This is a genomic window from Maribacter aestuarii (assembly GCF_027474845.2).
Lineage (GTDB): Bacteria > Bacteroidota > Bacteroidia > Flavobacteriales > Flavobacteriaceae > Maribacter > Maribacter aestuarii.
The window spans coordinates 1,441,350-1,455,980 of record NZ_CP107031.2; the positions used below are offsets into that span (position 1 = coordinate 1,441,350).

Below are 14,631 nucleotides of genomic sequence, written 5' to 3' on the forward strand. Positions count from 1 at the left end.
ATATTGAATACTGCGGATATGCAAAAAAAGGGCGTATCAAAAATGATACGCCCTTTTTACATCTATGTTTAACCAGTTACTCGACCGTAACGGATTTTGCTAAGTTACGTGGCTGATCCACATTACAACCCCTCATTACCGCAATATGATAAGACAGTAATTGCAATGGAATGGTTGTTAATAAGGGAGTGAGGCTTTCCAATGTTTCAGGAACTTCAATAACATGATCTGCCAGTTCCGTGACTTGTTCGTCCCCTTCCGTTACAATCGCAATGATCTTGCCCTTCCTTGACTTTATTTCTTGAATATTGCTTACTACTTTTTCATAGTGTCCTTTTTTAGTGGCAATGACAAAAACCGGCATGTGCTCATCTATTAGCGCAATTGGGCCATGTTTCATTTCCGCAGCAGGGTAGCCTTCTGCATGTATATAGCTTATTTCCTTCAATTTAAGTGCGCCTTCTAAGGCTACAGGGAAATTATAACCACGTCCCAGGTACAAACAATTGGTTGAATCCTTATAAACGTCTGATATGATTTCTATTAAAGGATTGGACTCCAACGCTTTTTCCACTTTAGCGGGAATGGTTTCCAACTCTGTTAAATACTCATGATACCTAGATTCAGAAAACACTCCTTTGGCCTTCGCCAATTTAAGTGCTATTAAAGTTAATACCGTAATTTGGGTGGTAAATGCTTTTGTAGAGGCAACACCAATTTCAGGACCGGCATGGGTGTATGCACCTGCATCGGTTTCCCTAGCTATTGATGACCCTACTACATTACATACGCCAAAAACAAAAGCTTCTTTCTCCTTGGCCAATTTGATAGCAGCAAGCGTATCCGCGGTTTCACCAGACTGCGAAATGGCAATAAGCACATCCTTATCTGTAATAACTGGATTTCTATACCTAAATTCGGATGCGTATTCTACCTCAACGGGAATTCGTGCTAAGTCCTCAAAAATATACTCTGCTACGAGCCCAGCATGCCAAGAGGTGCCGCAGGCCACAATAATAATTCTGTTTGCATTTAAGAATTTCTCCATGTTCTGGTCTATCCCAGCCATGCGAATTAATCCTTGGTCTGCAAGTAACCTACCACGATAAGTATCTTTTATAGCTCTCGGTTGCTCGTAAATCTCTTTCAGCATAAAGTGGTCATAACCACCTTTCTCAATTTCTTCCAGATTCATTTGTAATTCCAGAATCCTAGGGTATGCCACAGCATCGTCCTTGATCTTTCTCAGTTTAATTTCCTTTCCTAAGCGGATAATTGCCATTTCCTCATCTTCAAGATAAACGGCATTGTTGGTAAATTCTATAAAAGGGGAAGCATCGGAAGCTATGAAAAACTCGTTTTCTCCAATTCCGATGGCCAGTGGACTACCTAATTTGGCTACCACAATTTCATCCGGCTTTTTCTTATCAAAAACAGCAATTGCATATGCACCAACTACTTGATTCAAAGCAATTTGAACAGCTTGTCCTAATTTTACGCCTTCGGTCTTCTTAACTTCTTCAATTAAATTGACTAAAACCTCCGTGTCCGTATCCGAATTAAACGTGTAACCCCTTTTTGACAATTCTTTTTTAATGGATTCATAATTCTCAATAATACCATTATGAATAATGACAAGATCTCCGGAATTGGAATAATGCGGATGTGAATTGACATCATTTGGAACTCCGTGTGTGGCCCATCTCGTATGACCAATGCCTAAAGTTCCCTCGAGCGAAATTGTTTCTATGGATTTCTTTTTTAAATCCTCGACCTTTCCTTTTGTCTTGGCTAGATTGATATTGTTACCATCGTAAAGGGCCACCCCGGCACTATCATATCCTCTGTACTCCAAACGCTGTAAACCTTTTATTACAATCGGGTAAGCATCTCTATGACCAATATATCCTACAATTCCACACATAACTCTAAAAATGAATGATTTAGTAATTCTAAATTCTTATACAAATGTAATTCAACTCGTATTAAGAATTTCCCTTTTCGGTTATAGAACGGTTAAATTCTATGAAATGATACATATGCATCAAAATTTTTTGCAAATAAAAACGGGGGAGAAAAAATGCTATTAGTCTGTGCTGGTATAAAAAATTTCCAAACGCAACCTTTTATTATAATTTGGGTCACTAGGAGAAATATTAGGACCATAAAGCACAGTACCTAATGGCGTAACGTTTGCTGTAGTTGGAACATCTTGTTCATCTCCAGACGCTAACATGGAGTTGGCTACACCAATATTTTCGATATTTGTCGTAAGCACTAATCCCAAGGTAGGATTTTCTGTTTCTCTATAAATGAGGTTACTGATGTATTCCGTAATACGCACGGTATATCTTATACCATCTCCGTCTTCGTCTCTTTCAATAATACCATCGTAATTAAGAAACAAGCCGAATAACGATTGGGCGACATTCTGCTCGGTAAGCGTATTAAAAATTGGACTGTTCGTTTCTGCGTTGTACAGATACAATCTTGGCGGTTCGTTCTCAACACCCAATAAATCCAATTGTTCCCTATCTACATGAAAAACTAGATTAGCCTCATTCAAAATCCAATTATTTGCCTCTATTTCTTGAATGACGTCCCTGCCATTATCGCTCTCGAAGAGATTTATCTCTGTAAAAATACCCGGACCACCCTTTAAGTAAATTCGAGAAGCATTCTCTCCTGTATTCAATGAACTTGTTATTTCAGATGGGTATGACTCATTTATTATGGTATTCACAGCATTGCCCGTTACGGATCCGGACGGAGCCTGTCTTAGAAATGAGATAACAAATTCTGATTCCTCTGTTTCTACTGTATCATCTGAAGTATCTTCAGGGGTGCTATTATTTTTATAGCTTTGATAAGTGTACGTAAGTGTAATGTTAGCATCCTTTAAATCAAAAAGAATCAACATCTCCTCTCCCTCCGCTGTAGTAATCGTGAAATGCAGTCCGCGAAGGAATTCATTAAAATTTGCCGAACTTAAAAGATCCGAACTCCCTTCCTTATTCAAAATATTCTCCTGAAAAAAATCAGCGTCTAAAGCCACCCTTATACCCGGAGGCAATTTCGTAAAAGTATTTGATTCATCCACATCTTCTGTAGATTCATCATCTTCTCTAGGAATTAGAATTTCTTCGTCACTTATGGTAATCTCACCTTCAAACAAGGTTTCCGCTATAAATTCCGGCGCAAATTCTTGAGAAGAAAAATATTGTTGTGCTTCCTGAAAATTGGTGTTTGGGTCTAAGTCTCTTAAAAAGAATGTAGAACGTTCTACTTTAAAGGTAAAGGGAATGTCCCGATTACCATAAATACTATCCAAATCTACCTTTTTCGCAAAATTATTGGCAAAAATGATTGCACCATCAGTATCGTTCAGTCCATCACCATCAGCATCTACACTATCGCTGTCCAATGGATCTGTATTGGCCAATCTTTCCTGATTGTTCGTTTGACCATCATCATCGCTATCGTTACTGGAATCATTCGGTTCCGAATCAAACTCGTCGTCTACCCCATCTAAATCAGCATCTCTAGATCCATCTTTAGTTAAATACGGAATGTAAAGGATTACCTCTTTTACCGTCTCTTCCTCATCAATAGTCGTAATAACATCATCAGTTTCAGCATCATCCTCCACACTTTGGGTTAAAGCACCAAATCTAGGGTTACTGGTTGCCAACTGTAACTGGGAATTAACGAAGTACTCCGTTCTGCCGTAAATGGGGTCATTGAAAGTACCAAGTTGATATATGGGCAACTTATTAGTGCGTACTGCTTCAATATTTTTATTAAAAGCAAATACATCAAAGGTTTCACTTCCTGTAATGAAGGGCTCGCTCCCAACAACTCCAGAACCTATAGTAGTTAATTCATCCTCGCAAGAAACAAAAAAAGCCAAAACCGAAGCGACACCCAATACGATGGGAAAAGGGCATTTCTTAAAAAAGTTCATTCAGGTTATTTTAAAACTTCTGTGTTATAAAAATTGGCGTAAGCTTCTTCAAATTCTTGAATGGGAACGTACGGCAACACTGGTTTTTTAAGGTTGGCAATGTGGGTATTTAACTCTTCTGGAATATCTTCCGAGGCTAAAATAACTGCATCGGAATAATCTACGGCTACCTTTAACAAATTATTATAGGTGGGATCACTAAGCGCTTCTATTTCCTCTTCCGGGATTCCATCAAAAGCTATTTTTTTAATCATATCCTTATCCAATGAACCTTCAAAGGTTTTACCATATACGGATAGGACGATTTTACTTTCTGAGAAAAGAGGTTCATCCGCATAATATTTTTTCAGGTAAAGTGGTAACAAACTAGCCATCCAACCATGGACGTGGATAATATCCGGTGACCAATTCAGTTTTTTCACCGTTTCCATTACTCCCTTTGCGAAAAATATAGCACGATGATCATTGTCTGGAAATAGATTTCCCTGCTTATCGGTAAAAGTTGCTTTACGCTTAAAGTACTCTTCGTTATCTATAAAATAGACTTGTATACGCTCTCTAGGTATAGATGCCACCTTAATGATTAATGGCATATCCATATCATTAATGACCAAATTCATACCGGACAGCCTTATTACCTCATGTAATTGATGTCTTCTTTCATTAATATTACCGTACCTTGGCATAAAGATCCTAATCTGGCCACCATTGCTGTTGACCATTCTAGGAGCCTCGTATGACATTAAGGAAACTTCGTTTTCGGGGAGGTAGGGTACTAATTCAGAAGATACAAACAATATCTTTTTACCATTCATAAAAGCTCTTTTTTGTTTTTCGCAGAAACGCAGGTGCAAAATTACAAAAAATATAGAGATTAGCAGTATTTATAGTAAGTTTGCTCGCTAATTACGATTTTTGATGCTACCCATACGAACTAAAAAAGAACTTCAGGAAATACGTTCCAACCTTGCCCCCAATTCAAAGATAGGTCTAGTACCTACTATGGGAGCTCTTCACAGCGGGCATGCTTCATTGATTAAAAAAGCTGTTGCGGAGAACAAAACTGTTATAGTAACGATTTTCGTTAATCCAACACAATTCGACAACGAAGAAGACCTTCAAAAATACCCGACCGCGCTTCATGACGATTTGAGGCTTATAGCTGATGTTTCGCCAAATATTATGGTATTCGTTCCTACTACTTCTGAAATGTATCAGTCAAATGTAATCCCAAAAAAATATGATTTCCACGGCTTGGACAAGGTAATGGAGGGAGAATTTAGGGACAATCATTTTAATGGGGTAGGCACCATAATTGAAACGTTATTTTCCTTAATTAGACCAGATGTAGCCTATTTTGGGGAAAAAGACTTTCAGCAACTCAGAATTATCCAAAAGATGACCGAAATCTTAAAGCTGCCGGTCAAAATTATTGGATGTCCCATAGTACGCGAAAGCAACGGATTGGCCATGAGTTCAAGAAATGAAAGGTTGGACCCTTCGTTACGACTAAAAGCAGGTTTTATATATGATACGCTTGTGGCTGCCAAACAAAAATTTGGCACGGAAAGTGTTCATAATACAAAGGAATGGGTGGACAACGAATTTGAAAATCATCCCGATTTTAAGATGGAATATTTTGAGATTGCGGACGTAGAAACGCTGACCCCTGCCAAAAGAAAAATTGAAAACATAAAATACAGGGGCTTTATCGCCGTTTACGCGAACAGCATTAGGCTGATTGATAATATAGCCCTGAATTAACTAATTTTGTCCCATGCAAATTGAAGTTGTAAAATCTAAAATACACCGTGTTAAGGTTACCGGTGCAGACCTAGACTATATAGGCAGCATTACCATAGATGAAGATTTAATGGATGCCGCTAACATCATACAAGGTGAAAAAGTACAAATCGTAAACAATAACAACGGGGAACGTTTAGAGACATACGCCATTCCCGGGCAACGCGGTAGCGGTGAAATAACTTTAAACGGTGCCGCCTCCAGAAAAGTAGCGGTGGGAGATATCCTTATTTTGATAACATATGCTAGAATGGATTTAGAGGAAGCTAAAAAATTCAATCCCTCCTTAGTGTTCCCAAATGAAGAGAACAATCTTTTAAACTGATTTTGAATCAAAGAATAAAAAAGATACTCAAAACAATACTCCCAATCGCCTTGGGAGTATTTTTAGTTTGGTACTGGTACAGTTCTACGTTGCCAGAAGATCGTCAACAAATCCTATACTACATTAAAGAAGCTGATTTGTTTTGGGTCAGCATTTCCCTTCTGTTGGGTATACTGGGTCACGTATCCAGAGCCATCCGTTGGAACTATTTACTAGAACCATTGGGATATGAACCCAGACTTTCAAATAACGTACTTATTATTCTTATGTCCTATTTCGCGAATTTAGGAATACCAAGAATGGGAGAAATATTAAGACCAACGGCTTTAGCGACTTACGAAGGGGTTCCTTTCGAAAAAGGTCTCGGTACCATTGTGACGGAACGTGTAATAGACGTTCTTATGCTTTTCTCCATTATAGCCATCACGCTATTTCTTCAAACTGAGGTGATACTCGGTTTTTTAGAGGAAGGTGGTTTTAACCCCAATAGCCTTCTGATATTGGGAGGCATTGGTTTAATTGGACTTTTTTTCTTCTACATTTTCATTAAAAAGTCAAATCACAAAATTGCAATAAAAATTAAGCATGTTGTGAACGGACTTATGGATGGTCTCTTGAGCATTTTTAAAATGAAAAATAAATGGATGTTTGTATTTCATACCCTATTCATCTGGGCTTGTTACATTGGCATGTTTTGGGTCATAAAATTTACTATACCTGAAACGGCCGGCCTAACACTTAACCAACTCTTGGTGGCTTTTGTGGCAGGTGCAATAGCCATGATGGTTACAAACGGCGGTGTAGGGTTATATCCCATATTGGTAAGTAAGGCTTTGGCCGTTTTCGGCATCAGTGCAGTTTCGGGAGACGCTTTTGGATGGATTATGTGGATAGCCCAAACCTTAATGATTGTGGTTTTTGGTGCAATATCTTTTCTCCTCTTACCGTTATTGAACAGAAACCGATAGTCCTGCTAGTATAGCGCACTATTCAAACTGATACCAATGCGCCGCTTTACCTTTATTTTTGCCATACTACTTTGCTTCACCGTTACCGCACAGGTAAAACAAGAAATATTCGAATCTTTTAAATTACAGGAAAGAAGGGATGTTCAGTATTATTTTCCCGAAAATCTTGACGAAACCAAAAAATATCCGCTGATCTTGGTCCTGGATGCCAACTATCTTTTTGACCAAGTAGTTGCTACTTCAAAATTCTACAGTCGCTTTCATGGAATGCCAGAGAGCATCATAGTGGGTGTGAACCAAAGTAAAAACGATTTAAGGTACGATGATTGCGCTTTTGAACCGGACACAGGTCTACCATCCGAAAAAGGAAAGAAATTTTTTGAATTTCTTGGTATGGAGCTCATTCCCTATTTGGATTTAAATTTTAGCACCGCTCCTTTTAAAATGGTTTTAGGTTATGATATAACCGCCAATTTTCAAAACTATTGGTTGTTTAAGGACCATTCGCTTTTCAATGCTTACGTAAGTATTTCTCCGACATTGGCACCTGAAATGGAAACAAGGGTTCCAATTCGTTTGGGTAGTTTCGAGAAGCAGATTTTCTATCAACTTATAGTTGAAGGAGAACCTAGTAAGGATACTCAGGCCATCATGGCTATGGATAAAGGTATAAAAGCCATAGACAAGGAGACGCTACATTATTTTTTCGAGGAGTACAAAGGAGCGGACCATATTTCCGTTGCTACTTATGGGATAGGGAAAGCCTTTGACAATATTTTTGGAATGTTCAAACCTATTAGCCCAAAAGAGTACAAAACCCAAATCTTAACTTCAGAAGAACCCGTTTTTCAATATTTGGAAAATAAATATAAGGGTATAGAAGACTTGTTCGGGTTTAGTAAACCCGTAGAACTAAATGATATTATGGCCATATATGCAGCTTCTAGAAAAAAGGAAGATTTTGAATCTTTAAAGCCGCTTTCCGATTTATGCAAAGCCCAATATCCAGATTCGATGCTTGGCTTTTACTTTGAAGGTGAATACTACGAAGAATTGGGCGAGCCAAAAAAGGCTTTGAAAACATTTGAGAAGGCTTTTCAAATGGACGAAATAGATTTCTTGACCAAAGAAATGGCACTAGAAAAAATGGATGCGTTGAAAGCCGACTTTGGCTTTTAAAAAACATTCCAATTCCCCAACCCAAGTCTTAAATCCTACTTTTTATGATTAAAATTGATGCTAAATATTTTCTTGTTTCAGGTATTTTATTTACATACTTTGGATTAAAGGGTGATTTTAATCTTGTGTATAACGGCCTTGCCCTCTTAATGGCTTGGGCTTCTTTTTTTATAGCCTTTATGGATTTCAATAAAAAAAGATACGAGGACGATTAGTAGTTTATATACACTTAAAACCAAGCCTTTTTTAAACTTCTTGTTACCTTTAGCCCAAACTGTAAGAGCTAAAGATGGCCAAAACCAAAACAGCATTTTTTTGTCAAAACTGTGGTACCCAATATGCCAAATGGGTGGGACAATGCTCCGCTTGTAAGGAATGGAACACTGTAGTGGAAGAGGTGGTTCAAAAAGAAGAAAAAGTTGGTTGGAAAACACCATCCAACACCGCTAAGAGAGTTTCAAAACCTTTATTGGTCAATGAAATAAGTACTGAAAAAGAGCTGCGTCTCAATACTTTTGACCTAGAATTCAATAGGGTATTGGGTGGCGGTCTTGTTCCTGGCGCTTTGGTATTGCTAGGAGGAGAACCAGGTGTGGGTAAAAGCACACTCATCTTACAGATTGCCCTAAAATTGCCTTATAGAACTTTGTACGTTTCGGGAGAGGAGAGCCAGAAACAGATAAAAATGAGGGCGGATAGGATTCATCCCAACAGCCAAACTTGTTTTATCCTAACGGAAACCAAAACGCAGAACATTTTCAAACAAATTGAAGCTACAGAACCGGATATCGTTGTAATCGATTCTATCCAAACGCTTCATTCAGATTATATTGAATCTGCAGCGGGAAGCATCTCCCAAATCCGGGAATGTACCGCAGAACTTATCAAATTCGCAAAAGAAACCAATACTCCGGTTATATTGATTGGTCATATTACCAAAGACGGATCTATAGCAGGTCCGAAAATTTTAGAGCATATGGTGGATACCGTCCTTCAATTTGAAGGTGACCGCAACTATGTATATCGTATTCTTCGGTCTTTAAAAAATAGATTTGGGTCTACGGCAGAATTGGGAATTTATGAAATGCAGGGGAGCGGACTTAGGGAAGTAAACAACCCTTCCGAGGTACTGATTTCAAAGAATGACGAGGGCCTTAGCGGAACTGCCATTGCCTCAACCGTTGAAGGTATGCGGCCTTTGTTGATTGAAATCCAGGCCTTGGTAAGTACGGCGGTATACGGTACGCCACAACGTTCCACGACCGGTTACAATGCCAAGAGGTTGAATATGCTATTGGCCGTTTTAGAGAAACGCGCGGGATTTAAACTGGGTGCAAAGGATGTGTTTTTGAACATAACTGGAGGGATTTCCGTGGATGATCCCGCTATTGACCTAGCGGTAATAGCTGCCATACTTTCCAGTAATGAGGATATTCCTATCGAAAAGGGATTCTGTTTTGCGGCCGAGGTAGGTCTGGCGGGAGAAATACGTCCAGTACAACGTGTGGAACAACGAATATTGGAGGCCGAAAAATTAGGCTATACAACAATCATTGTTTCCAAAAACAACAAAATTGGTCTAAAATGCACCAAAATTAACGTGCAGCTGGCTTCCAAAATCGAGGATGTTGTAAGCAGTTTATTCGGTTAACGCTTATCCCGCATTATTCTGGCAACAACCATTATGATGATTATTACAGCAACGATCAGTACGATTTGACCAAAACCTACTTTTAATAAAAAAAGACTGTTCATATTAGGGTGCAGGATTTGGAATCTGGTCGTGAATAGCTTCAATTCCTTTTAGAACAGCATCCGACAATGCTATGTCTATGCTCGCTATGTTCTCCTCAAGCTGTTTCATGGATGTCGCACCAATGATATTGCTGGTTAAGAAAGGTCTACTATTTACAAAAGCTAACGACATTTGCGCTAATGACAAATCGTTTTGCCGTGCCAGCTCATAATATTTTTGAGTGGCGGCAACAGCTGTTTCATTACTATATCTTTTGTAGTTCGGAAATAATGTTATTCGAGCGCCGTCAGGTTTTCGATCGCCTAAATATTTTCCGCTCAGCACACCAAATCCTAAAGGTGAATAGGCCAATAGCCCTATTTGTTCCCGCATTGCTATTTCTGACATCCCTACTTCAAACTGTCTGTTTAACAAACTGTACGGATTTTGAACAGTTATACTTCTAGGCAATGTCGCATGAACCTTGCTTTCTTCCAAATAACGCATCGTTCCCCAAGGTGTTTCATTGGAAATCCCAACATGGCGTATTTTTCCTTCACGGATCAAGTCTCTTAAAGTTTCCAAAACCTGATGTATATTGTCCTGCCAGTGATCAGATATGTCGTGGGTGTAGCCTCGTTCACCAAAATAATTGGTCGTACGTTCCGGCCAGTGCAACTGATATAAATCAATATAATCCGTCTGTAAACGTTCAAGGCTCCCTTCAACTGCTTCAATAATAGAATCCCTGTTAAAACCTGTTGTTCTTATAAACTTTGTAAAATCTGCCTTTCCTGCAATTTTGGAAGCAAGGATGATTTTGTCCCTATTCCCCGTCTTTTTAAACCAAGTACCTATAATCTTCTCCGTGAGCGAATGTCTATCCGGATGAGCTGGAATTGGGTAAAGTTCTGCAGTGTCGAAAAAATTCACCCCTTGATCTAGCGCATAATCCATCTGTTCGTGACCTTCGGCCTCGGTATTTTGGTTTCCCCAAGTCATGGTTCCCAAGCAAATCTTACTTACTTCAATATCTGTGTGCGGGAGTTTGGTATAAATCATTTAAAGGCTTTCTGTAATTATGAAGCAGCAAAACTACAAAATATATGTGCTATGTCTTATCCGTCATTTTCAATTATCAAGCTCTAACAGGATAGGACAGTGATCACTGTGTTTAGCTTCCGAAAGTATAACAGATCGCTTCAGCCTATCTCGAAGTGGTTCTGCGACCATCCCATAATCCAATCGCCAACCTTTGTTATTGTTCCTGGCGTTGGCCCTATAACTCCACCAGGTGTAATTATCCGGTTCCTTGTTAAAATAGCGGAAACTATCAATAAAGCCACTATCAATAAAATTACCGATCCATTCCCGCTCAACCGGCAAAAATCCGGATACGTTTTTAAGACCTACCGGATTGTGTATGTCTATCGCTTCATGACAAATATTGTAATCGCCAAGAACTATTAGATTGGGGTGTGATTTCCGTAAAGTATCCGTATATCTTTGAAAATCGGCCATATAGGTAAGCTTATGCTCCAGCCTCGCCAAATTGGTCCCAGAAGGCAAATACATACTCATAATGGATACGTCTCCAAAATCCGCACGAAGATTTCTGCCTTCAAAATCCATATAATCGATTCCTGTGCCCATCTCTACATGGTCAGGTTGTTTCTTGGATAAGATAGCAACACCGCTGTATCCTTTTTTCTGGGCACTGAACCAATAGTTGTAGGTATAACCTGCAGCTTCAAAAACAGAAAGGTCCAATTGTTCTTCCATGGCCTTTATCTCCTGTAAACAGATTACGTCCGGATTTACCGATTGTAACCAAGTGATAAAGCCTTTGTTCAAAGCTGCACGAATGCCGTTCACATTATAGGATACTATTTTCATGAAATTAATTTGACTCAAAAATAGAAAAAGGCATCTACTATGGCACGCTTTGTCAATTATTAAAATTTTAACTTCGCAGTTTTGGAACATGATTTGTGCTATGGGTCTAGTTCTTAAATGTAGATTGACATGAAAAATATACTCCTTATATCTTTTGTCCTATTGGTCTCAAACTTGACCATAGGTCAGGCATATCCCCAGTTCGCTAATAATCATGAAGTAAAATTTAATATTGGTCAGTTTTTGGCAACCTCAACCGTTGAGGGTTCGTACGAGTATTATTTTAACGAGGACACCAGTATTGGTGGAACCTTATATTTTAATGGAGATGCCACGGATTATAACGGAAATTTCGGGATTGGCCCCAATCTTCGGGCCTATTTTGGCTATAATCCTCGAAGTGGTTTTTTTGCCGAAGCATTTGGTTTATACTATACAGGTGAAGACGAAGAAAACTCCACCACGCTCGGTAGTAGAAATAACGATTACGGCACTACAGCACTGGGATTGGGCCTTGGGACCAAATGGGTGACCAGGAGTGATCGATTTACTTTAGAATTCAGTGGAGGTATCGGGAGGAATATCAATCCTGAAGATTTTCAAAACGCATTTATGTTCCGAGCCGGTCTCTCCATCGGGTTTCGTTTTTAAATCCTATTTTTATTGTCTCAAATCGATGCATGAAGCAATTATACTTTCTCTTTCTTATTCTCGGCTATACTTTATGTTCAGGGCAGAACCCACAGGAAAAAGATAGTGTTACGCAACTGGACGAAGTGATTCTTTTAGATGCATTGAAGAAAAAAAATGCAACCGGCATTATACCCTCCGAAGTGATTTCCGCCAAAACCTTTCAAAATTACAGCCCGGTTTCCATGGTCAATGCGATGAACCAGATTCCCGGAGTTTATATATTTTCGGGAGCCTTGAACACGAATAGGATTACCATCAGGGGAATTGGGGCAAGAACTCTTTTTGGCACGGATAAGCTAAGAATGTACTATGCCGATATTCCGGTAACCGATGGCTCAGGATTTTCTTCCATTGAAGCTTTTGATTTAGAGAATCTTAGCCAAATTGAAGTCATTAAAGGTCCAAAAGGGACTGAGTTTGGGGCGAATTTAGGAGGCGCTATTATATTAAACCCAAAGGAAGCTTTGGGAAGCTCAACCAACTTATCCAATAATTTTACGGTGGGTTCTTTCGGGCTTTTAAAAAACAACCTGTCCTTTAATCATTTTGATGGCAAACTTAGGCTCGGACTTCAATACGGGCATTTAAAAACAGATGGATATCGCCAAAATAGCAATTTTGAAAGGGATGGACTACTATTGAACACTTCCTATCAAATCAATGACAAAAATAAAATTTCGCTCTTGGTAAACCATATTGATTTCACGGCTCAAATTCCCAGTTCTTTAGGGGCTACGGCCTTTGCCGAAGACCCACAACAGGCTACTTTTACATGGCGCGTATCCCAAGGTTTCGAGGCCAATAAATACACCTTAATCGGAGTGAATTATGCCCATCGATTTAGTGATAGAATTGAAAATTCCACGAGCGTTTTTTATACATATCTAGATAAGGATGAAGCCCGGCCTTTTGGAATATTGGACGAAATCACTAATGGATTTGGGTTTCGAACCCGGTTTTCAGGACAATTAGACTTTTTGGGGAAATCGGCTGATTATTCTTTTGGCGCAGAACTTTTTAAGGACGAGTACGACTGGGATGAATTTGAAAACCTATGGGAAGAAAACAACGGTAATGGAAGTTTAAAAGGGGAACAATTTGCACGTAACAAAGAATTCAGAAGCCAGTGGAATGCTTTTAGCACCTTCCTATTTCCATTTACGGACAAGTTCTCCGCACAATTTGGACTTAGCCTTAATAAGACAGAATATGATTATCGGGATTTGTTCAATGCAGGAACCGAAAACAAAAGTGCCGAACGGAATTTCAAGACTATTTTATTGCCAAGTCTTAACCTCAACTATACCATTTCTGACAACCATATAATATTTGCAAACGTGAGCCGAGGCTTCTCCAACCCTACTTTAGAAGAAACCTTGACCCCGGAGGGAGTCATAAATCCTGATATTGCTCAAGAGACCGGAATAAATTATGAACTCGGGACAAATCTTTTCTTAGACGAAGGCCGCTTTCAAGTCAACCTATCCATCTATCAAATGAACATTGAAAATCTATTGGTAGGGGAGCGTATAAGTGAAGACCGATTGGTGGGGAAAAATGCCGGAAAGACACATCACCGTGGGCTGGAAATAGGATTGAATTATACATGGAACATTTCCGAGAACATACAAGTAGCTCCTTTTGTAAACTATACCCTAACCGACCATAATTTCGTAGAATTTCTAGACGATGGCGAGGATTTTTCGGGAAACCCGCTAACAGGAGTTCCCAAACAGCGCAGAACATCCGGTATTCAATTAAGGTTATTTGAAAATTTCTATTGGAATACTACTCACCAACATGTGAGCGAAATTCCGCTCACGAATGCCGCTGATGTATATAGTGATTATTTTACCGTTTTCAACACCCGAATGGGCTATCTTAAAAAATTATCAGACCATTTTACCTTGGGAATCGATTTTGGAATCAATAATCTTTTCGACAAAGTTTATGCGCAGTCCGTACTAATAAATACCCAAGGTTTTGGCGGTAACGAACCTCGGTACTTTTACCCGGGAGATGCCAGGAATTTTTATGGTAGTTTAAGGCTTGGATATAGACTATAAGT

General features: G+C 39.1%; 13 protein-coding genes. 8 read left to right on the top strand and 5 right to left on the bottom strand.

Annotated elements, in window-relative coordinates; translation table 11 throughout:
* Positions 1–76: 76 nt before the first annotated feature.
* From glmS to N8A89_RS06560, 3 genes are all read right to left on the bottom strand, one after another.
* Positions 77–1,924 carry a glutamine--fructose-6-phosphate transaminase (isomerizing) gene (gene glmS / locus N8A89_RS06550; protein WP_281541532.1) on the bottom strand — a complete coding sequence of 616 codons (1,848 nt, stop codon included), beginning with the start codon at positions 1,922–1,924 and terminating at the stop codon, positions 77–79.
* A gap of 162 nt (positions 1,925–2,086) precedes the next feature.
* Entirely contained in the window at positions 2,087–3,964 is a 1,878-nt protein-coding gene (locus tag N8A89_RS06555; RefSeq protein ID WP_289645143.1) for a DUF4270 domain-containing protein, read from the bottom strand.
* Positions 3,965–3,969: 5 nt separating this feature from the next.
* The gene (locus N8A89_RS06560; RefSeq protein WP_289645144.1) at positions 3,970–4,779 is read right to left on the bottom strand and encodes a glycogen/starch synthase; all 810 of its coding nucleotides are present in this window, start codon (positions 4,777–4,779) and stop codon (positions 3,970–3,972) included.
* A 103-nt stretch (positions 4,780–4,882) separates the two neighbouring features.
* Here N8A89_RS06560 and panC point away from each other — a divergent pair, with 103 nt between their 5' ends.
* From panC to radA, 6 genes are all read left to right on the top strand, one after another.
* Positions 4,883–5,728, top strand: a complete 846-nt coding sequence (panC, locus tag N8A89_RS06565) for a pantoate--beta-alanine ligase (RefSeq protein ID WP_281541534.1) — start codon at positions 4,883–4,885, stop codon at positions 5,726–5,728.
* A 13-nt stretch (positions 5,729–5,741) separates the two neighbouring features.
* Entirely contained in the window at positions 5,742–6,092 is a 351-nt protein-coding gene (gene panD, locus N8A89_RS06570) for an aspartate 1-decarboxylase (protein WP_281541535.1), read from the top strand.
* 2 nt (positions 6,093–6,094) lie between these two features.
* Positions 6,095–7,060: a lysylphosphatidylglycerol synthase transmembrane domain-containing protein gene (locus tag N8A89_RS06575; protein WP_289645145.1), complete on the top strand. Its 966-nt coding sequence runs from the start codon at positions 6,095–6,097 to the stop codon at positions 7,058–7,060.
* A 36-nt stretch (positions 7,061–7,096) separates the two neighbouring features.
* Positions 7,097–8,239 carry an alpha/beta hydrolase gene (locus tag N8A89_RS06580; protein WP_281541536.1) on the top strand — a complete coding sequence of 381 codons (1,143 nt, stop codon included), beginning with the start codon at positions 7,097–7,099 and terminating at the stop codon, positions 8,237–8,239.
* 44 nt (positions 8,240–8,283) lie between these two features.
* Positions 8,284–8,454 (top strand): hypothetical protein, encoded by a 171-nt coding sequence (locus N8A89_RS06585; RefSeq protein WP_281541537.1) that lies wholly within the window; start codon positions 8,284–8,286, stop codon positions 8,452–8,454.
* Positions 8,455–8,528: 74 nt separating this feature from the next.
* Positions 8,529–9,890: a DNA repair protein RadA gene (gene radA, locus N8A89_RS06590; protein WP_281541538.1), complete on the top strand. Its 1,362-nt coding sequence runs from the start codon at positions 8,529–8,531 to the stop codon at positions 9,888–9,890.
* Positions 9,891–9,995: 105 nt separating this feature from the next.
* Here the strand turns inward: radA and N8A89_RS06595 are convergent, their stop codons facing one another.
* Together N8A89_RS06595 and N8A89_RS06600 are read right to left on the bottom strand one after the other, a co-directional pair.
* Positions 9,996–11,036 carry an aldo/keto reductase gene (locus N8A89_RS06595; protein ID WP_281541539.1) on the bottom strand — a complete coding sequence of 347 codons (1,041 nt, stop codon included), beginning with the start codon at positions 11,034–11,036 and terminating at the stop codon, positions 9,996–9,998.
* Positions 11,037–11,105: 69 nt separating this feature from the next.
* Complete coding sequence (locus N8A89_RS06600) at positions 11,106–11,870, bottom strand: exodeoxyribonuclease III (protein WP_289645146.1); 765 nt, start codon at positions 11,868–11,870, stop codon at positions 11,106–11,108.
* Between the two features lie 129 nt (positions 11,871–11,999).
* Here N8A89_RS06600 and N8A89_RS06605 point away from each other — a divergent pair, with 129 nt between their 5' ends.
* The gene (locus tag N8A89_RS06605; RefSeq protein ID WP_281541540.1) at positions 12,000–12,521 is read left to right on the top strand and encodes a hypothetical protein; all 522 of its coding nucleotides are present in this window, start codon (positions 12,000–12,002) and stop codon (positions 12,519–12,521) included.
* Positions 12,522–12,550: 29 nt separating this feature from the next.
* Complete coding sequence (locus N8A89_RS06610) at positions 12,551–14,629, top strand: TonB-dependent receptor family protein (protein WP_289645147.1); 2,079 nt, start codon at positions 12,551–12,553, stop codon at positions 14,627–14,629.
* The last annotated feature ends 2 nt before the right edge of the window (positions 14,630–14,631 follow it).